The 17,750-nt window shown below is 63.2% G+C and carries 19 protein-coding genes; 18 read left to right on the top strand and 1 reads right to left on the bottom strand.

Annotated features, from left to right (window positions below):
* Positions 1 to 38 precede the first annotated feature (38 nt).
* Positions 39 to 527, bottom strand: coding sequence for an Lrp/AsnC family transcriptional regulator (locus HV823_RS17150; protein ID WP_176950946.1), 489 nt, complete (start codon positions 525 to 527; stop codon positions 39 to 41).
* Positions 528 to 632: 105 nt separating this feature from the next.
* Between HV823_RS17150 and ehuR the strand changes: the two genes are divergently transcribed.
* The 18 genes from ehuR (at position 633) to HV823_RS17060 (ending at position 17,750) form a co-directional block, all read left to right on the top strand.
* Positions 633 to 2,018 (top strand): MocR-like ectoine utilization transcription factor EhuR, encoded by a 1,386-nt coding sequence (gene ehuR, locus HV823_RS17145; protein WP_176950945.1) that lies wholly within the window; start codon positions 633 to 635, stop codon positions 2,016 to 2,018.
* A gap of 123 nt (positions 2,019 to 2,141) precedes the next feature.
* Positions 2,142 to 2,927 (top strand): ectoine/hydroxyectoine ABC transporter ATP-binding protein EhuA, encoded by a 786-nt coding sequence (gene ehuA, locus HV823_RS17140; protein WP_176950944.1) that lies wholly within the window; start codon positions 2,142 to 2,144, stop codon positions 2,925 to 2,927.
* A 59-nt stretch (positions 2,928 to 2,986) separates the two neighbouring features.
* Positions 2,987 to 3,838 (top strand): ectoine/hydroxyectoine ABC transporter substrate-binding protein EhuB, encoded by an 852-nt coding sequence (ehuB, locus tag HV823_RS17135; protein WP_176950943.1) that lies wholly within the window; start codon positions 2,987 to 2,989, stop codon positions 3,836 to 3,838.
* 99 nt (positions 3,839 to 3,937) lie between these two features.
* Positions 3,938 to 4,597: an ectoine/hydroxyectoine ABC transporter permease subunit EhuC gene (ehuC, locus tag HV823_RS17130; RefSeq protein ID WP_176950942.1), complete on the top strand. Its 660-nt coding sequence runs from the start codon at positions 3,938 to 3,940 to the stop codon at positions 4,595 to 4,597.
* Between the two features lie 2 nt (positions 4,598 to 4,599).
* Positions 4,600 to 5,262 carry an ectoine/hydroxyectoine ABC transporter permease subunit EhuD gene (gene ehuD / locus HV823_RS17125; RefSeq protein WP_176950941.1) on the top strand — a complete coding sequence of 221 codons (663 nt, stop codon included), beginning with the start codon at positions 4,600 to 4,602 and terminating at the stop codon, positions 5,260 to 5,262.
* Positions 5,259 to 6,041, top strand: a complete 783-nt coding sequence (gene eutA / locus HV823_RS17120) for an ectoine utilization protein EutA (protein ID WP_176950940.1) — start codon at positions 5,259 to 5,261, stop codon at positions 6,039 to 6,041. The genes ehuD and eutA overlap by 4 nt, the downstream gene beginning before the upstream one ends.
* 4 nt (positions 6,042 to 6,045) lie before the next feature.
* A complete protein-coding gene (gene eutB / locus HV823_RS17115; RefSeq protein WP_176950939.1) occupies positions 6,046 to 7,050 on the top strand; it encodes a hydroxyectoine utilization dehydratase EutB in 1,005 nt (334 codons plus the stop codon).
* Positions 7,047 to 8,039 carry an ectoine utilization protein EutC gene (gene eutC / locus HV823_RS17110; protein WP_176950938.1) on the top strand — a complete coding sequence of 331 codons (993 nt, stop codon included), beginning with the start codon at positions 7,047 to 7,049 and terminating at the stop codon, positions 8,037 to 8,039. The genes eutB and eutC overlap by 4 nt, the downstream gene beginning before the upstream one ends.
* A gap of 31 nt (positions 8,040 to 8,070) precedes the next feature.
* Positions 8,071 to 9,252: an ectoine hydrolase DoeA gene (gene doeA / locus HV823_RS17105; protein ID WP_176950937.1), complete on the top strand. Its 1,182-nt coding sequence runs from the start codon at positions 8,071 to 8,073 to the stop codon at positions 9,250 to 9,252.
* A gap of 7 nt (positions 9,253 to 9,259) precedes the next feature.
* Entirely contained in the window at positions 9,260 to 10,264 is a 1,005-nt protein-coding gene (doeB, locus tag HV823_RS17100) for a N(2)-acetyl-L-2,4-diaminobutanoate deacetylase DoeB (RefSeq protein WP_176950936.1), read from the top strand.
* A gap of 27 nt (positions 10,265 to 10,291) precedes the next feature.
* The gene (locus HV823_RS17095; protein ID WP_425487673.1) at positions 10,292 to 11,200 is read left to right on the top strand and encodes a DMT family transporter; all 909 of its coding nucleotides are present in this window, start codon (positions 10,292 to 10,294) and stop codon (positions 11,198 to 11,200) included.
* A 118-nt stretch (positions 11,201 to 11,318) separates the two neighbouring features.
* Positions 11,319 to 11,933: a cupin domain-containing protein gene (locus tag HV823_RS17090; RefSeq protein WP_425487672.1), complete on the top strand. Its 615-nt coding sequence runs from the start codon at positions 11,319 to 11,321 to the stop codon at positions 11,931 to 11,933.
* 139 nt (positions 11,934 to 12,072) lie between these two features.
* Positions 12,073 to 13,014: an ABC transporter substrate-binding protein gene (locus tag HV823_RS17085; RefSeq protein WP_176950934.1), complete on the top strand. Its 942-nt coding sequence runs from the start codon at positions 12,073 to 12,075 to the stop codon at positions 13,012 to 13,014.
* A gap of 121 nt (positions 13,015 to 13,135) precedes the next feature.
* Positions 13,136 to 13,933, top strand: a complete 798-nt coding sequence (locus HV823_RS17080) for an ATP-binding cassette domain-containing protein (RefSeq protein ID WP_176950933.1) — start codon at positions 13,136 to 13,138, stop codon at positions 13,931 to 13,933.
* Entirely contained in the window at positions 13,930 to 14,940 is a 1,011-nt protein-coding gene (locus HV823_RS17075; protein WP_176950932.1) for an ABC transporter permease, read from the top strand. The genes HV823_RS17080 and HV823_RS17075 overlap by 4 nt, the downstream gene beginning before the upstream one ends.
* A gap of 2 nt (positions 14,941 to 14,942) precedes the next feature.
* Positions 14,943 to 16,034, top strand: a complete 1,092-nt coding sequence (locus tag HV823_RS17070; protein WP_176950931.1) for a phosphotriesterase family protein — start codon at positions 14,943 to 14,945, stop codon at positions 16,032 to 16,034.
* A 28-nt stretch (positions 16,035 to 16,062) separates the two neighbouring features.
* On the top strand, positions 16,063 to 16,827 hold the full coding sequence (locus HV823_RS17065) for a glutamine amidotransferase (protein ID WP_176950930.1): 765 nt from the start codon (positions 16,063 to 16,065) through the stop codon (positions 16,825 to 16,827).
* A gap of 17 nt (positions 16,828 to 16,844) precedes the next feature.
* The gene (locus HV823_RS17060; protein ID WP_176950929.1) at positions 16,845 to 17,750 is read left to right on the top strand and encodes a ribokinase; all 906 of its coding nucleotides are present in this window, start codon (positions 16,845 to 16,847) and stop codon (positions 17,748 to 17,750) included.

Genomic DNA, 17,750 nt, shown 5'->3' with positions numbered 1-17,750 from the left:
GTTTGGTCCAAACGTTGAGGCCGTCGCAGAGGAATCGTCTAGTCCGACGCGGCATCTGCCAGCAGGGTGGGTAGCGGGAGCGTCGTTTCCTCCTTCACCGTCTTCGTGACGATATAGGTGAAATAGCGCGCGATTCCGATTTCCCGATCGAGCAGGCTGTCGACGAGCCGCTGATAGGCGTCGATGTCGGCAGCCATGATCTTGAGAATGTAGTCGACCCCGCCGCCAACCGACCAGCAGGCGACGATTTCGGGAATGTTTGCGATCGTCCGCTCGAAGCGTTCGAAATCGCCCTGCCGATGGTTTTCTAGCGTGACTTCCATCATGACGCTGGCAACGGGGGCGATGCGGCGCACCGCCACGCGGGCATGATAGCCCGCCACGATGCCTGCCTTTTCCAGCTTGCGCAGCCGCATCCAGCAGGGCGTGGGCGACAGGCCCACCTCTTCGGCAAGCGCCACCTTGGTTATCCGGCCATCTCTCTGGACCGCCTCAAGGATGCGCAGATCGATAGCGTCGAGCTTCATGCCGTTGGTTTTCCCCTATCAGAATCTTGGACCAGACTATGAAAATGATCTGCCGAAAGCAATTTTCAGATTGTCAATTGAACTGAATTTCATCACTGTCAAATCATGACAAATTGGCGTCCCGATCCTCAGCAGCTTCGCCGCCCGGCCTATCTATCCCTCGCCGAGCAGATCGCCAATGCCATCCACGACGGCAAACTTGTCAACGGCACACGCCTGCCGACGCATCGCAAGCTTGCCGAAGACCTCAAACTGTCGATCCAGACGGTGAGCCGCGCTTACGACGAACTGATCCGCCGCGGCATGATCTCCGGCGAAATCGGGCGTGGCTCGTTCGTGCAGACGGCGCAGAAGGAGCCGGAGCCTCCCTATCTGCCGGAGCGGCTGGGCGAGGTCATCGATCTCTCCATCCTGAAGCCCGTCTGCGAACAGATCCATCTCGATCGCATGCGGGAGGCCTTTGCCTGGCTCGGCGAGAACCTGCCCTCCAGTTCTGCGCTCTCCTTCCGGCCCAACATGGTGTTTCCCCGCCATCGCTCCGTCGCCGTCGAGTGGCTGTCTCTCTGCGGGCTCGACGTATCGCCGCTGAACGTCAACCTGACCAATGGCGCGACCTCCGCCATGACGGTCGCGCTGATGAGCGTGGCTCCGCCCGGCTCGACCGTCGTTGCGGAGGCGATCAGCCACCATACGCTTGTGCCGCTGTCGAGTTATCTGGGAATTCACCTGGAGGGCATCGCAATCGACGCGGACGGCATGCTTCCCGAAGCGTTGGACGCCGCCTGCCGGGAAGGCCCTGTGCGGGCGGTGTTTCTCCAGCCCTCCGTGGTCAATCCGACGGCAACGCTGATGAGTGCCGAACGGCGCGAGCACCTGGCGGCGGTGGCTGCCAAGCACGATATCGCGATCATCGAGAACGACATTCTCGGGCCGCTGGTGGTAGACCGGCCACCACCCCTCCAAAGCTTCGCGCCGGAGCGCACGCTCTACGTCACCAGTTTCACCAAGATCACCGTGCCCGGCCTGCGTATCGGCTATCTCGTGGCGCCCGATCGCTACGTTGCCGCGGTTGCAAACCGCCACCTCGTCTCCAACTGGATGGCGACGCCGGCCATCGCTGAAATCGCCACGCGCTGGGTGGGCAACGGCACGGCGATGGAACTGGTCAACTGGCAGAGACGCGCCCTCGCACGACGGCATGCAATCGCCGCCGAAGCGCTCGGCGGACTTGCCTATCGCGCGCATCCGCAAAGCCTGCATGTCTGGCTGCCACTGACGGCTGCACATACGGAAGAAGGCTTCGTCGCACAGGCCCGTCTGCATGGAGTGGCAATCGCGCCCGGCGCGTCGTTCCAGACCGCAGAGCATGGCCGCGCGCCCGCGGTGCGCATCTCGCTCGGCTCCACATCCGAGGCCGAGCTGCGCATCGGGCTCGGCACGGTCGCATCGCTGGCCCAGGGAGATCCGGAAGCGCTTCTGCTTGCAATTTGACGGTTCCGCTCGGCATTTGGGCAAATGCAGAATAATTGTCATGATATTATTTTGATAATTGACATGATTTTATAAGCTCGTCATCGTTGTGGGCATCGCTCGTCTCAACAGGGAGAGACATGCATGCCTTCACCCATCATTCGCATCGACAACATCACGAAGACCTACGGGCCGCTGACGGTGCTCGACGGTCTTTCGATGGATGTCATGCCGGGTGAAAAGCTGGCGCTGATCGGTCCGTCAGGGTCCGGAAAGACAACGATCCTGCGCATCCTCATGACGCTCGAGACGATCAATGGCGGTCACATCGAGATCGACGGCCAGCAGCTCTATCACATGCCGAAGGCTGGTAGTCTGGTAGCCGCCGACGAGAAGCACCTGCAGAAAATGCGCGAGAAGATCGGAATGGTCTTTCAGCACTTCAATCTTTTTCCGCACAAATGCGTGCTCGACAACATCACGCTCGCTCCCATGCTGACCAAGGGCACGGCGAGGGCGACAGCCGAGAAGCGGGCGATGGAGCTTCTCGACATGGTGGGCATGACCGACAAGGCCCGCAGCATGCCCGCGCAATTGTCCGGCGGACAGAAGCAACGCGTGGCCATCGCCCGCGCACTCGCCCTTTCTCCCAAGATCATGCTGTTCGACGAGGTTACCTCGGCACTCGATCCCGAGCTGGTCGAGGAAGTCCTGAACGTCATGCGCAGACTGGCCGCAGAGACGGACATGACCATGCTTCTCGTCACCCACGAGATGGGCTTTGCCCACGATTTCGCCGATCGCGTGCTCTTCTTCGACAAGGGCCGGATCGTCGAGGAAGGCAAGCCAGAGAGCATTTTCAAAAATCCCAGGCAGGAACGCACGCAAACCTTCCTGCGCAAGATAATCGCGGCGGGACACCGCGTCTGATTGCCCGTCGATCAGGCGATGCCCCGATAAAAACGGAAAAATCCAGAGGAGTAGGAACGATGACGTTGAAATATCTCATGGCGATGGCAGCCGGCGCCACGGCACTGATGTCGCTTCTTTCCGCCCCCGCAAGCGCGGACGACACCAAGCTTGAACAGCTGAAGGCCCAAGGCTTTGCGCGCATCGCAATCGCCAACGAACCGCCCTTTACCGCAGTCGGGGCAGACGGCAAGGTCTCCGGTGCTGCTCCCGACGTCGCCCGCGAGATCTTCAAGCGTCTCGGCGTTGCGGATGTGGTGGCTTCGATCTCGGAATACGGCGCCATGATCCCCGGCCTGCAGGCCGGCCGCCACGACGCCGTCACGGCCGGCCTGTTCATGAAGCCGGAACGCTGCGCGGCCGTTGCCTATTCAGAGCCGGTTCTCTGCGACGCCGAGGCCATGCTCGTCAAGAAGGGCAATCCGAAGGGTTTCAAGAGCTATGCCGATATCGCCAAGGATCAGTCGGCAACGATCGGCGCGCCGGGCGGCGGCACGGAAGAGAAGCTTGCGCTGGAAGCAGGGGTTCCGCGTGAACGCGTCATTGTCGTGCCGGATGGCCAGAGCGGGCTGAAGATGCTGCAGGACGGACGCATCGACGCCTATTCGCTGCCGGTGCTTTCGATCAACGATCTCGTCATGAAGGCCAACGACCCGAACCTCGAGGTCGTGGCGCCGGTACAGGGCGCGCCGGTCTATTGCGATGGCGCGGCCTTCAAGAAGGGCGACGAGGCACTGCGCGACGCCTTCGATGTGGAGTTGGCGAAACTGAAGGAATCCGGCGAGTTCGCGAAGATCATCGAGCCTTACGGCTTCTCGGCTGCCGCCGCCATGTCGACCACCCGCGAAAAGCTCTGCGCAGCTACCAACTGACGGGGTGAAGCTGGTGGAGGGGGCTTCGCCCCCTCACATCTGCCTCGGGGACGCCAGAACCCGCCCCCGAGATCAAACGCCAATGACTGGGAAGGCACGATGATCGACTGGTCCGGATACATAGGGCTGATATTGCAGGGCGCGCTCGTGACCATGGAATTGACGGTCCTGGGCTCGGCCCTGGCCCTGATCATGGCATTCGCCGCCGGGCTCGGACGGCTGTCGCGCTTTGCCGTCGTTCGCACGCTGGCCACCGTCTACATCGAATTCTTCCGCGGCACGTCGATCTTCGTGCAGCTGTTCTGGGTCTATTTCGTGCTGCCGTTTGCCGGCCTCACGCTGACGCCGATGCAGGCCGGTGTACTGGCGCTGGGTCTCAACGTCGGGGCCTACGGAGCGGAAGTCGTGCGCGGCGCCGTCCGGGCCGTCGGCCGCGAGCAGCGCGAGGCCTGCGTGGCTCTTAATCTCAGTCGCTATCAAAGGATGCGCCACGTGATCCTGCCGCAGGCGTTGCCGCTGATGCTGCCGACCTTTGGCAACAATGCCATCGAGCTGCTCAAGGGCACCGCTGTCGTCTCATTGATCTCCCTGACGGACATGACATTCCAGGCGCAGGTGGTACGGGCGCAGACCGGCAACACGCTCATTCCCTTTGCAACCATCCTCGTTCTCTATTTCGTCATGGCATCGGCCATCTCCGCCGGCATGCGATGGCTGGAACGTCGGGCCACGCGCGGCCTCGACGGTGTGAGGGCCTGAGCATGGAATGGGACTGGACATTCGTCTGGCAGATCCTGCCGACCCTTCTCCAGGGATTGAAGATCACGATCCTTGCCACGGTCCTCGGCGCGCTTGTCGCCGCCGTCTTTGGCCTGGTGCTGGCCATCGCGAGGCGCTCGCGGAACGCAGCGGTTTCGCGCACGGTCGGCTTCTTCGCCGACTTCATTCGCGGCACCCCGCTGCTGGTGCAGCTCTATTTCATCTTCTACGTGCTGCCGGATATCGGTATCCGGCTGTCGCCGCTGGTTGCCGGCGTGATCGGCCTCGGCATCCACTACGGCACCTATGCGGCCGAGGTCTACCGCGCCGGCATCGACAATGTGCCGCGTGGGCAATGGGAGGCGGCGCGGGCCACCAATCTCAGCACGCGACAGGCCTGGATCCATGTGATCCTGCCGCAGGCCATCCCGCCGATGATCCCGGCGCTCGCCAACTATTTCATTGCCATGTTCAAGGAGACGCCACTGCTGTCGGCCATCACCGTGCTCGAACTGATGAACCAGGCAAAGAGCGTCGCCAACAGCAGCTACCGCTACATCGAGCCGATGACGCTGGTGGGCGTGTTCTTCCTGGTGATCAGCCTGATCTCCGTGGTTGGGCTGCGGTTCCTGGAAAATCGTTACGCGCGGGTGGATGAGCGATGACTGCGACCGACATCAGAATGGACAGCGCAAGCCGCCCGCCGCGGCTGGACGATCGCCCGCTAGCCAAGAGGGTGGGATTGATCATCCTGGCGACCGATCACACAACCGAGGTCGATTTCCAGCGCATGGTGGCGAGCGATCGCATCGGCGTCTATGCGACCCGCATCCCCTACGCCAATCCGGTGACGCCGGAAAACCTGATGAAGATGCAGCCGGAACTGACGGCTGGCGCAGCCCTCATCCTGCCGGACGAGCCGCTTGATGTCGTCATGTATTCCTGCACTTCGGCTTCCGTCGTCATCGGCGACGGGCGGATCGAGGCGGCGGTGCAGGCGGCAAAGCCGGGGGTTGCCGTCGCCACGCCGACCGCGGCCTCCGTCCGCGGGCTGAAGGCTGTGGGTGCGAAGCGGATTTCGGTCTTGACGCCCTATACGGTCGAGACCAGCAGGCCGATGGCGCGCTATTTCGCAGATCGCGGTTACCAGATCGATCGCTTCACCTGCCTCGGGCTGACCGATGATCGGGAGATGGCGCGAATTTCTCATGACGAAATCACAGCCTTCGCAAAGGAAGCAATGGCGCCGGAATCCGACGCACTGTTCATTTCCTGCACCGCCGTTCGCGCAGCCGAGGTCGCCCCGCGCATCGAGACGGCGCTTGGCAAGCCCGTGGTCAGCAGCAACCTCGCGACGGCCTGGGCATGCCTGCGCCTGTGCGGCGACGCGACCCCGCGACCGGAGCTCGGCATGCTCATGACCAAGCCCTATGCGGCAGGTTGATCCTATGTGCGCGCAACCAGCCTCCGTTTCGCTCGATGACATCCGTGCCGCATCCGCCCGTATCGCCGGGCGGGTCCTGCGAACGCCGATGGTGCAGTCCGTCGCGCTGCGGGAGATGGCCGGAGTTCCCGCCTATCTCAAACTCGAACACCATCAGGCGACCGGCAGCTTCAAGCTGCGCGGGGCGACCAATGCGATCCTGACGCTGACATCGGCAGAGCGCTCCCGCGGCGTCGTCGCCGCCTCCACCGGCAACCATGGCCGGGCCCTGGCCCATGCGGCAAAGGCGGAAGGTGCGGTGGCGACCATCTGCATGTCGCGGCTGGTGCCGGAAAACAAGGTCGCGGAAATCCGCCGGCTCGGTGCGGAGGTCCGCATCGTCGGCGGTTCGCAGGACGAGGCGCAGGAGGAGGTGAACAGACTGGTGGCGGAAAAGGGCATGGTCATGGTGCCACCTTTCGACGATGCCGCCGTCATCGCCGGGCAGGGAACGCTGGGGCTGGAAATCATGGAGCAACAGCCGGATACCGCCACCGTGCTCGTGCCGCTGTCCGGCGGCGGACTTGCGGCCGGCGTGGCGGCGGCCGTCAAGAGCCGGAACCCGAAGACACGGGTGATCGGGCTCACCATGGAACGGGGTGCTGCGATGAAGGCAAGCCTCGATGCCGGACATCCGGTCAAGGTGGAGGAACTGCCGAGCCTTGCGGATTCGCTCGGCGGCGGCATCGGGCTCGACAATGCGCTGACCTTCTCCATGTGCCGCGATCTGCTCGACGATGTGCTGCTGCTTTCGGAAGTGGAGATTGCCGCGGGCATACGGCACGCCTACGGCGTCGAACGTGAGATCCTCGAGGGAGCCGGCGCGGTCGGTATCGCCGCACTTCTTGCCGGGCGGATCCGATCGTCCGGGCCTGTCGTCTCCATTCTGTCCGGCCGCAACGTCGACATGACGCTGCATCGCAAGATCATCAACGGCGCAATGCCTGTAAAGGGAGAGGTGGCGGCATGAGCCGGATGATCATCCTGACCGAGGCCGATCTGAAATCGATCGTGGAGCTGGACGCCGGAGCCGTTGCCTGTGTGGAAGATGCCTTTCACGCGCTGGCGACCAAGGCGGTCGCCATGCCGCCGATCCTCCGGCTCGACATCCCCGAGCACCGTGGCGAGGTCGATGTGAAGACCGCCTATGTCCCCGGTCTGGACGGTTTCGCCATCAAGATCAGTCCCGGCTTCTTCGGCAATCCCGACATCGGCCTGCCGAGCACCAACGGTATGATGGTCCTTCTGTCGGCGAAAACGGGCCTCATCCAGGCGCTGCTGCTCGACAACGGCTATCTGACGGATGTTCGAACGGCGGCCGCCGGCGCCGTCGCCGCAAGGCAGTTGGCCCGGCCGGATGCAGCCGTTGCTGCGATCTTCGGCGCGGGCATGCAGGCACGGCTGCAATTGCAGGCGCTCATGCTGGTTCGGCCGATCCGTGAGGCGCGAATATGGGCGCGGAACGCCGGGAAGGCGGAAAAGCTGGCCGGCGAACTGACGGGCGACTTCGGCATTCCGGTGACGGCAATTGCCGACCCGCACGCCGCCGTCGCCGGCGCAGACATCATTGTCACCACGACACCTTCGGAAAAGCCGATCCTTCTGGCCGGCTGGCTGCAGCCCGGCCAGCACGTCACGGCGATGGGATCGGATGCGGAGCACAAGAACGAGATCGATCCCGCAATCGTCACGCGGGCGGATCTCTACGTCGCCGACAGCCTGAGGCAGACCCGCCGCCTGGGGGAACTGCATCATGCCATCAAGGCCGGACTGGTGGAGCCGGACGCCGGCTTCACCGAACTTGGCGAGATCGTCGCCGGCCTGAAACCAGGGCGCGGCAGTCCCGACCAGATCACCCTGGCCGACCTCACCGGTACGGGCATCCAGGACACCGCAATCGCAACGCTCGCCTTCGCGCGTGCCGGATCGGCCGGCGCGGGCACGTCATTCGACAGTTGAGACCGGCATTGCCGGAGAATGAGGGAGAAACATGACCCAACCCAACCTCAAGTTTTCCCTTGGGGAATACGAGGCGCGTCTCGCCGCGACGCGCAAGGCGATGGAGGCGAAAGGGGTCGATCTGCTGATCGTCAGCGATCCCTCGAACATGGCGTGGCTTACGGGCTACGACGGCTGGTCCTTCTACGTCCACCAGGCCGTTATCGTGCCGCCGACGGGCGAACCGATCTGGTACGGGCGAGGGCAGGACGCCAACGGCGCCAGGCTCACGGCCTATCTCAAGCACGAGAACATTATCGGCTATCCCGATCACTACGTGCAGTCCACCGAGCGACACCCGATGGACTATCTTGCGGCAAAGCTCGTCGAGCGCCGCTATGATACGCTGACCATCGGCGTCGAAATGGACAACTACTGGTTCTCGGCCGCCGCGTTCGCGTCCCTCGTCAAGCACCTGCCGAATGCCCGCTTCGTCGATGTCACGGCCCTCGTCAACTGGCAGCGGGCCGTCAAGAGCGAGACCGAGATCAGGTATATGCGCAATGCCGCGCGCATCGTCGAAGGCATGCACCAGCGCATCTTCGACAAGATCGAGGTCGGCATGCGCAAATGCGATCTGGTGGCCGAGATCTACGATGCGGGCACGCGCGGGGTCGACGGCATCGGCGGCGACTATCCGGCCATCGTGCCGTTGTTGCCCTCGGGCGTCGAAGCTTCCGCGCCGCACCTGACCTGGGACGACCGGCCGATGAAAAGGGGTGAAGGCACCTTCTTCGAGATTGCCGGCTGCTACAACCGCTATCACGTACCGCTGTCGCGCACCGTCTTCCTCGGCAAGCCGACCCAGGCGTTTCTTGACGCCGAGAAGGCAACGCTGGAGGGGATGGAGGCCGGGCTCGCCGTCGCCAAACCCGGCAATACCTGCGAGGACATCGCCAATGCCTTCTTCGCAATCCTCAAGAAGTACGGCATCGTCAAGGACAACCGCACCGGCTACGGCATCGGCATCTCCTATCCGCCGGACTGGGGCGAGCGCACCATGAGCCTGCGCCCCGGTGACCGCACCGAGCTGAAGCCGGGCATGACCTTCCATTTCATGACCGGGCTATGGCTGGAAGATATGGGCTTCGAGACGACGGAAAGCATCCTGATCACCGAGGCCGGCGTCGAATGCCTTGCCAGCGTTCCGCGCAAGCTGCTGGTCAAGGATTGAGACAGCCATGAGCGAAACGGAACTACGCCCATCGCCGATCGCGCCAACGGTCGACTATTCGGCAGACGGCGTCCAGCACGGCTTTCTTCGCCTGCCCTACAGCCGGGACGATTCCGCCTGGGGATCGGTGATGATCCCGATCACCGTCATCAAGAACGGGGAGGGGCCGACGGCCCTTCTCACCGGCGGCAACCACGGCGACGAGTACGAAGGGCCGATCGCCCTGTTCGATCTTGCCCGGACCCTGAAGGCGGAGGAAATTTCCGGCCGGGTCATCATCGTTCCGGCGATGAATTATCCCGCCTTTGTCGCCGCCACCCGCACGTCGCCGATCGACAAGGGCAATTTGAACCGCAGCTTTCCGGGTCGGCCGGATGGCACGGTCACGCAGAAGATCGCCGACTATTTCCAGCGCGAACTCCTGCCGCTTGCCGATGTCGTTCTTGATTTCCATTCAGGCGGCAAGACGTTGGATTTCCTGCCTTTCTGCGCTGCTCATATCGTACCCGACAAGGTGCTGGAGGCGCGCGCCTTCTCGCTCGTACAGGCGTTTTCCGCACCCTATTCGATGAAGATGCTCGAGATCGATGCTGTCGGCATGTACGACACGGCGGCCGAGGAAATGGGCAAGGTTTTCGTCACCACCGAGCTTGGCGGCGGAGGCACGGCAACAGCAAGGAGCGCCGGCATCGCCAAGCGCGGGGTCCGGAACATGCTGCGCCAGGCCGGCATCATCGAAGGTGAGCCGGAGATCTCCGAAACACGTTGGCTCGATATGCCGGACGGTGATTGCTTCGCCTTTGCCGAGGGCGACGGGCTGATCGAGCCGATGGTCGACTTGGGGGAAACGGTCCTAAAGGGCCAGGTCGTCGCCCGCATCTATCCGCTGGGGCGAACGGGCTTGGACCCCTCGGACGTGCGCGCCAGGATGGACGGCATGCTCTGCGCCCGGCATTTTCCGGGCCTGGTCAAGGCAGGCGATTGTGTTGCGGTTTTTGCCGCAAGCGTCTAACGCTGCGCCGCCTGGATCCCTGCAGAACTGGATGATGCCGTGTCGACAACACCACTCGCCGCCACGGCCCCCGTCGCCCGCAACCGGCTGGCCTTGCTCGCACTTCTGGCCGGCGGGATCGCCATAGGCGGCTCGCCGATTTTCGTGCGCCTTTCCGAAGTGGGCCCGATGGCGACCGCCTTCTGGCGCGTCGCGTTGGCGCTGGTGCCGCTCACCCTGTTCTTCCGGAGCGTCGACCAACGGCAAACGGTGAGACCGGAAGGGGTGCGGGACGCGGCCATGCTCGCCCTGCCGGGGCTTTTCCTTGCCGCCGACCTCGTGGCGTGGCACGCCTCGATCCATGTAACCACGGTTGCCAATGCCACTCTCCTTGCCAATCTCGCCCCCGTCTTTGTGACCGCAATCGGCTGGCTGTTCCTCGGCGCCAGGATTACTCCGACTTTCCTCCTCGGCCTCGCCGTTGCGATGACCGGGATCATCGTCCTGAAGGGCGGGTTGAGCGGCCTGTCCGCGGGGGACCGCGGCGGTGATGCCCTTGCGGCGCTCGCAGCCCTTTTCTATGCCGGCTACATGCTGTGCGTCGCCTGGTTGCGGGGCCGGTTCGATACGTTGCGCGTCATGCTGTGGAGCACGGCTTCTGCCGCGATCTGCCTGCTGCCGGTCGCCCTTCTGACCGAGAACCAGCTTTTCCCGGTCACGGCCTTCGGATGGAGCATGCTCATTGGCCTCGCATTGATCAGCCACGCCGGCGGGCAGGTGGCGATCAGCTACGCGCTCGCCTATCTCCCGACATCCTTCTCCGCGCTCACCCTGCTGCTGCAGCCCGTCGTGGCCGCCCTTCTCGGTGTGATCGTGCTTGGTGAAGGCGTCGGCTTGACCCAGGCCATCGGCGGCGTGATCGTTTTATGCGGCATTCTCTACGCCCGGCGCGGGTGACGAAAAGTCCCACGGCGCCCGGAAGGGCAATGTGACATGGGCGGCCTCCTCTCTGGACACGCCTTGATGGAAGGAACTATTGTCGTCTCCTCGATCAACGCGATACCGTCACATGAATATGGTCAAGCCGCCTTCGCCGTCTGAAAGCAGCCGGGAGGACAAAACCCAATCGAACCCGGTGCGGCTTGGTGCGCGTCTGAAGCTCGCTCGCCAGACGCGGGGAATGACGCTGAAGGCATTGGCGCAGGCGGCGGATTGCTCGGAAAGCCTGTTGTCGAAGATCGAGAACGGCAAGGCCTCGCCCTCGCTTCCGATGCTGCACCGTCTGGTGCAGGCGCTTGATTCCAACATCGGCTGGATGTTCGAGGAAACCGACGGCGAGGAGGGCGTGGTCTTTCGCGCCGGAACCCGTCCGCTGATCGCACTCGACCCGCTGCGTCGCGGCGAGGGTATCTCGCTCGAGCGCATCATCCCCTATTCGCCCGGCCATCTGCTCCAGTGCAACATCCACCACATCGACGCTGGCGGCGAGAGCGCCGGGCCCATCCAGCATATCGGCGAAGAAGTAGGGTATGTGCTTGTCGGCGAGATCGAACTAATGATCGGCGACAAGACCTTCCGTCTTTCCGCCGGCGACAGTTTCGTGTTCAATTCCGAACTCGCCCATTGGTATCGCAACCTGGGCACCGAGCGCGCCTCGATCTTTTGGGTCAACACGCCGCCAACTTTCTGATATCTATCGACAAATTCCCCTATTGCTTCTGCCTGCGCGAAAGCTATTCAAGTTGCTTGACATGAATTCAAGTAGCTTGAATAATGCCTTCCGTAAATTCCTGTCGTCGCCCAAGGCTTCAAACAAGGGGAACATAAAAATGGGTCGGACCAAATATCTGCTCGGCTGCGCTGCAGCCGTCGCCATGACGCTCTCGATGGGCGCAGCCAATGCCTTCGCCGATACTTTCGCCCTCGTCACCATCAACCAGCAGGCCCTCTTCTTCAACCAGATCAACGACGGTGCCAACGAGGCTGCAAAGGCGGCTGGCGTCGACCTCGTCATCTTCAACGCCAACAACGTGCCTTCCGCTCAGAACGACGCGATCGAGACCTACATCACCCAGAAGGTCGATGGCATCATTCTGGTCGCCATCGACGTCAATGGCGTCAAGCCGGCGATCACCGCCGCCAAGAATGCCGGCATTCCGGTCATCGCCATCGACGCGCAGATCCCGGATGGCGACAACATCGCGTTCGTCGGCGTGGACAACACCGCGGCCGGCGGCGAGATCGGCAAGTTCTTCTCCGATTACGTCAAGAGCGACATGGGCGGCGCAGCCAAGGTCGGCGTCGTCGGCGCACTCAACTCCTTCATCCAGAACCAGCGTCTCGACGGGTTCAAGGCCGCAGTCGCCGAGGGTGGCCAGAAGGTCGATTTCCTCAACACGGTCGATGGTCAGAACGTGCAGGACGTCGCACTGTCGGCCGCTGAAAACCTGATGACCGCCAATCCCGACATGAATGCGCTTTATGCGACCGGTGAGCCGGCTCTGCTCGGCGCGGTCTCCGCCGTTGCCAGCCAGGGCCGCGGCGACAGCATCAAGGTGTTCGGCTGGGACCTGACGAAATCCGCCATCGATGGCATCGACCAGGGCTTCGTCACCGCCGTGATCCAGCAGGATCCGGCCGGCGAAGGCAAGGCCGCCGTCGAAGCGCTCGTGAAGGTGAAGAAGGGCGAGAAGATCGATCCGATCATCAACGTTCCCGTGACGATCGTGACGAAGGCGAACGTCGACCAATATCGCGAAATGTTCAAGTAAGCCGAACTGCCGCCGCCGCTCGGTGTACCGGCAATTCCAGCAAAAGCGCGCAGCAGTTTTGCTGGAATTGCATGATGAAGAGTAGACTGGGCGGCCGGATTTCCTGCAAGGGCCATTGAACATGACCGACACGCATGTCAGCCGCGTCCGCATGACCGGCATTTCCAAGCGCTACGGCGCTCTGCAATCGCTCGACAACGTCTCGCTCGACCTGAAGCCAGGGGAAGTCCTCGGCCTGGTGGGCGACAATGGCGCGGGCAAATCCACCATCAGCAAAGTACTGTCAGGCGCAGTAATCCCCGACGCGGGCACGATCGAGATCGACGGCAAGCACGTCGCCTTCACCTCGCCGGCGGATGCACGCGCCGCCCGCATCGAGATGGTCTACCAGGACCTTGCGCTCTGCGACACGATCGATGTCGCCGGCAACCTCTTCCTCGGCCGCGAGCCGAAGCGGCGGGTGGCAGGCGTGCCGATGCTCGACAAGAAGCTCATGCACGAGCGGGCGCGCGACATGCTCTCCAATCTCGGCATCGTCATTCCCGATACGCGCATGAAGGTCGAAAACCTCTCGGGTGGCCAGCGTCAGTCGATCGCGATCGGCCGCGCCGCGTCCTTCAATCCGTCCGTGCTCATCATGGACGAGCCGACGGCAGCGCTCGCCGTCGCCGAGGTGGAAGCGGTGCTCGAACTCATCCGCACGGTCTCGCAACGCGGCGTGTCCGTCATTCTCATCACGCATCGCCTGCAGGATCTCTTCCTTGTCTGCGACCGCATCCAGGTGATGTATGAGGGGCGCAACGTCGCCGAGAGACGCATCGAGGACACCAATATCGAGGACGTCGTCAATCTCATTGTCGGGCGAAAGTTTGCCGCCCGGTCTGCAGGCCACAACCGGGAAAAAGGCGCCTCCGCATGAGTTCCGAACCCAACGCCTATGCCAGCCATCCGCCGCGCATGCGCGAGGCGACGATCCTCGACAAGGTCGTGGCCAATGGCGGCGTCATGTCGATCGCGCTGTTCTTCATAGTCTGCTGCCTGTTCTTCTCGGTGACGACGGACGCCTTCCTCACCGCGCCGAACCTCCTCAACGTCATCAGGCAATCCGCCCCGCTGCTCATCGTGGCAGCCGCCATGACCTTCGTCATCACGACAGGCGGCATCGATCTCTCGGTGGGCTCCGTGCTGGCACTGACGGCGACGCTTTCGGCCGCGGCACTTCAGGCCGGTGTGCCGTGGCCGCTCGCCATTCTGCTGATGCTGCTGCTGGGTGGCGTGATCGGCGTCATCCAGGGCTATTTCATCGCCTATGAGCGCATCCCCGCCTTCATCGTCACGCTGGCAGGGCTCTCGGTCATCCGCGGCTTTGCGCTGCTCATCACCGGAGGCTATTCGATCCCGATCGAACCGACGAGCCCCTTCGTAGCGCTCGGCCGTGCCTGGATACTCGGCATTCCCGCGCCGGCACTGATCGCCATCGTCATCCTCGCCGTCGCCTATATTGCCTTCAACGAAACCCATTTCGGCCGATACGTCACGGGCGTCGGAGCGAATGCCGAGGCGACGCGGCGGGCAGGCGTCAACACACGCAGTGTCATCCTCTGGGTCTATGTGCTCTCCGGCACGGCGGCTGCGGCGGCCGGCGTCATCCTTTCCGCTCGTCTCGGCTCCGGTTCCTCCAATGCAGGGCAGGGCTTCGAGCTTGACGTCATCGCCGCCGTGGTGCTCGGCGGCACCAGCCTCTTTGGCGGGCGCGGCTCGCTTACGGGCACGATCCTCGGTGCGCTTACGGTTGCGGTGCTGGCAAACGGTCTCATCCTGTCGCATCTGTCGCCCTTCTTCACGCCGATCGTCACCGGCTTCATCATCCTCGTCGCGATCTGGCTGAATTTCCGCCTGTTCCGCGGCGGCGCGAAGGGTCGCTGACGATGCTCGACGACCTCTTCACCGACACGCCGAAGCCGCGCCGTCCGATCGGCGTCAACTCCGGCACCGCCATGACCGTCACCGGCCCGGTGCCGGTGGACGATCTCGGCGTGACGCTGATGCACGAACATATCTTCCTCGATGGCGCGACCAGCTGGATCTGCCCCTGCCATCCGGACGAGAAGGCGATCGCCGAACAAAAGGTCTCGATCGAGATCATCGGCGAACTGCGCATGAACCCCTACATGAACCGGGACAATGTCTCGCTCGATGACGGAGACCTTGCGCTCGGCGAATTGAAGCGTTTCCAGGCCCTCGGCGGCTGTACCGTGGTGGAGACGACCAATTTCGGCATCGGCCGCGATGCAGCGGGCCTTGCCCGCATCGCCCGCATGTCGGGGCTCAAAATCATCATGGGCACCGGCTTCTATCTCGAACACACCCATCCCGATTGGCTCAAAGCCATGGACGTGGAAGAGGTGACGCAATTCATCGTCGACGATGTCGGCGGCGGCGAGAGCCAGCCGGAAATCATGGCCGGCATCATCGGCGAGGTCGGCGTCAGCCGGAATTTCACTGCCGAGGAGGAAAAATCGCTGCGCGCTTCGGCGCGGGCGGCGCGCATCACCGGCCTGCCGCTTTCCATCCACCTTCCGGGCTGGGAGCGTCTGGCCCACCGCGTGCTCGACGTTGTGGAAGAGGAGGGGGCAGACTTGCGCCATACCGTCCTTTGCCACATGAACCCTAGCCACAACGATCTGGATTACCAGATCGCACTCGCCCGGCGCGGGGCCTTCCTGGAATACGATATGATCGGCATGGATTATTACTACGCCGATCAGGACGCCCAGTCGCCCTCCGACGAGGAGAACGCACGTGCCATCGCCGCCCTTGTCGACAAGGGTTTTGGCGACCGGTTGCTGCTGTCGCAGGATGTCTTCCTGAAGATCATGCTGACGCGCTACGGCGGCTTCGGCTACGGCTACATACTCAAGCACTTCCTGCCGCGGCTGAAGCGCCACGGCGTCGACCAGGCGGCCATCGACCGCATGCTGATCGACAACCCGAAATCCGTCTTTTCCGCCGCGCGCTGAGTGTCGGCCAACTGTTCAAGGAGTTTCCATGACCAAGAAGAAAGTGCTGCTCGCCGGCGAATCCTGGGTATCGACCGCAACCCACATCAAGGGCTTCGACCAGTTCCCGACCGTTACCTATCATACCGGAGCCGACGAACTGCTGAAGGCATTGAAGGACAGCCCCTTCGAAGTCACCTTCATGCCGGCTCACGAGGCGCAGAAGGAATTTCCAAGCACGCTCGAAGGACTGCAGGCCTATGACGCGATCGTGCTTTCCGATATCGGCGCCAACACGCTGCTTCTGCATCCCGACACCTGGATCCATTCCCGCCGCACGCCGAACCGACTGAAATTGCTGCGCGAATACGTCGCCAAGGGTGGCGCACTGCTGATGTTCGGCGGCTACTATTCCTTCCAGGGCATCAATGGTGGCGCGCGCTTCCGCAACACGGCGGTCGAAGAGGTTCTGCCGGTGGCCTGCCTTTCCGTCGACGACCGTGTCGAAGTGCCGGAGGGCTTTACGCCCGTCGTCTCCGGTGACGCGTCGCACCCGATCCTGGCAGGCATTTCCGGCGAGTTCCCCTATCTGCTCGGCTTCAACGAGGTGACGCTGAAGGACGGGGCCAACCAGCTCATGACCGTCTCGTCCGAATACGGCTCGCTGCCGCTGCTCGTCACCGGCATCTATGGCGAGGGCCGCACGCTGGTGTGGACGTCGGATGTCGGCCCGCATTGGCTGCCGCCGGAATTCATCGCCTGGCCGGGCTACAAGACCCTGTTCGAGCAGATGCTCGCCTGGGCAACGGACTGAACGGAAGGCCCCCGACCATGACCATCCACGTCGTCGGCAATGTCTGCGTCGATACGAGTTTTCGCCTGGAGCGGTTGCCGCAGCCGGGCGAAACGCTGAACGCAGCCGCCGCCGGCGAGGGTCTCGGCGGCAAGGGTGCAAATCAGGCCGTCGCCGCCGCCCGCACGGGTGCGCCAGTCACATTCTGGGCCCCCATCGGCAGGGATGCCGCCGGAGACCGGATGGAAGACCTGCTTTCCGCCGAAATCTCCGATCTGCGTCTGTTGCGCCTTGATCTGCCCTCTGATCGCTCGGTGGTCCTGATCGATCGCGACGGCGAGAACGTCATCGTCACCGCCGCCGCCTGCGCAGCGGCTTTCGACCCGCTCGCGATGAGTCCGCTCGGAGAAACCTGGCAAACCGGCGATATGCTCTTGATGCAGGGCAATCTAGGTTCGCAAGTCACGGCCGCCTGCCTGAAGGCGGGAAGGGAAGCCGGGCTGTTTACGGTTCTCAATCCCAGCCCACTTCCCGTTGAGCCGCTGGATCTTGCGACGGTGTCGCTTCTCGTCTGCAATCAGCCCGAGGCCGAGGCGTTGACCGGCGAGGCCAACGCCGAACGCGCAGCCGGTCGGCTCCATGCCATGGGTGCGGCAAGCGTCATCGTGACACTTGGCTCTGAAGGGGCTCTGGTGCTGAACGCATCTTCCTGCCTTCACATATCGGCCGAGAAGATCGAGGCGGTGGACACCAGCGGTGCGGGCGATTGCTTTGCGGGAACGATCGCCGGTCTTCTCGCACAGGGCGCGTCGCTCATTGACGCCGCGAAACTTGCGACACAGGCGGCAGGGATCGCAGTCGGCCGTTCCGGCACGCTCGCCTCCTTTCCCTCCCGGGCGGAACTTGCCGCCCTCACCAAGACATTGAAACTGGAAAACGTGTGA

Origin of the sequence: Mycoplana rhizolycopersici (genome assembly GCF_013378445.1) — a bacterium.
In the GTDB taxonomy this organism is placed as follows: domain Bacteria; phylum Pseudomonadota; class Alphaproteobacteria; order Rhizobiales; family Rhizobiaceae; genus Mycoplana; species Mycoplana rhizolycopersici.
Note: the sequence above shows the minus strand (reverse complement) of the source record. Positions and strands in the feature narration are given on the sequence as shown.

What these genes read in the sequence shown, in the direction of transcription:
- ehuR (WP_176950945.1), top strand. Translation starts at nt 633, where the DNA reads ATGACAAATTGGCGTCCCGATCCTCAGCAGCTTCGCCGCCCGGCCTAT.
- HV823_RS17090 (WP_425487672.1), top strand. Translation starts at nt 11,319, where the DNA reads ATGGTCAAGCCGCCTTCGCCGTCTGAAAGCAGCCGGGAGGACAAAACC.
- HV823_RS17075 (WP_176950932.1), top strand. Translation starts at nt 13,930, where the DNA reads ATGAGTTCCGAACCCAACGCCTATGCCAGCCATCCGCCGCGCATGCGC.
- doeB (WP_176950936.1), top strand. Translation starts at nt 9,260, where the DNA reads ATGAGCGAAACGGAACTACGCCCATCGCCGATCGCGCCAACGGTCGAC.
- ehuA (WP_176950944.1), top strand. Translation starts at nt 2,142, where the DNA reads ATGCCTTCACCCATCATTCGCATCGACAACATCACGAAGACCTACGGG.
- ehuC (WP_176950942.1), top strand. Translation starts at nt 3,938, where the DNA reads ATGATCGACTGGTCCGGATACATAGGGCTGATATTGCAGGGCGCGCTC.
- HV823_RS17150 (WP_176950946.1), bottom strand. Translation starts at nt 527, where the DNA reads ATGAAGCTCGACGCTATCGATCTGCGCATCCTTGAGGCGGTCCAGAGA.
- eutB (WP_176950939.1), top strand. Translation starts at nt 6,046, where the DNA reads ATGTGCGCGCAACCAGCCTCCGTTTCGCTCGATGACATCCGTGCCGCA.
- doeA (WP_176950937.1), top strand. Translation starts at nt 8,071, where the DNA reads ATGACCCAACCCAACCTCAAGTTTTCCCTTGGGGAATACGAGGCGCGT.
- HV823_RS17070 (WP_176950931.1), top strand. Translation starts at nt 14,943, where the DNA reads ATGCTCGACGACCTCTTCACCGACACGCCGAAGCCGCGCCGTCCGATC.
- HV823_RS17060 (WP_176950929.1), top strand. Translation starts at nt 16,845, where the DNA reads ATGACCATCCACGTCGTCGGCAATGTCTGCGTCGATACGAGTTTTCGC.
- HV823_RS17085 (WP_176950934.1), top strand. Translation starts at nt 12,073, where the DNA reads ATGGGTCGGACCAAATATCTGCTCGGCTGCGCTGCAGCCGTCGCCATG.
- eutA (WP_176950940.1), top strand. Translation starts at nt 5,259, where the DNA reads ATGACTGCGACCGACATCAGAATGGACAGCGCAAGCCGCCCGCCGCGG.
- eutC (WP_176950938.1), top strand. Translation starts at nt 7,047, where the DNA reads ATGAGCCGGATGATCATCCTGACCGAGGCCGATCTGAAATCGATCGTG.
- HV823_RS17080 (WP_176950933.1), top strand. Translation starts at nt 13,136, where the DNA reads ATGACCGACACGCATGTCAGCCGCGTCCGCATGACCGGCATTTCCAAG.
- ehuB (WP_176950943.1), top strand. Translation starts at nt 2,987, where the DNA reads ATGACGTTGAAATATCTCATGGCGATGGCAGCCGGCGCCACGGCACTG.
- ehuD (WP_176950941.1), top strand. Translation starts at nt 4,600, where the DNA reads ATGGAATGGGACTGGACATTCGTCTGGCAGATCCTGCCGACCCTTCTC.
- HV823_RS17065 (WP_176950930.1), top strand. Translation starts at nt 16,063, where the DNA reads ATGACCAAGAAGAAAGTGCTGCTCGCCGGCGAATCCTGGGTATCGACC.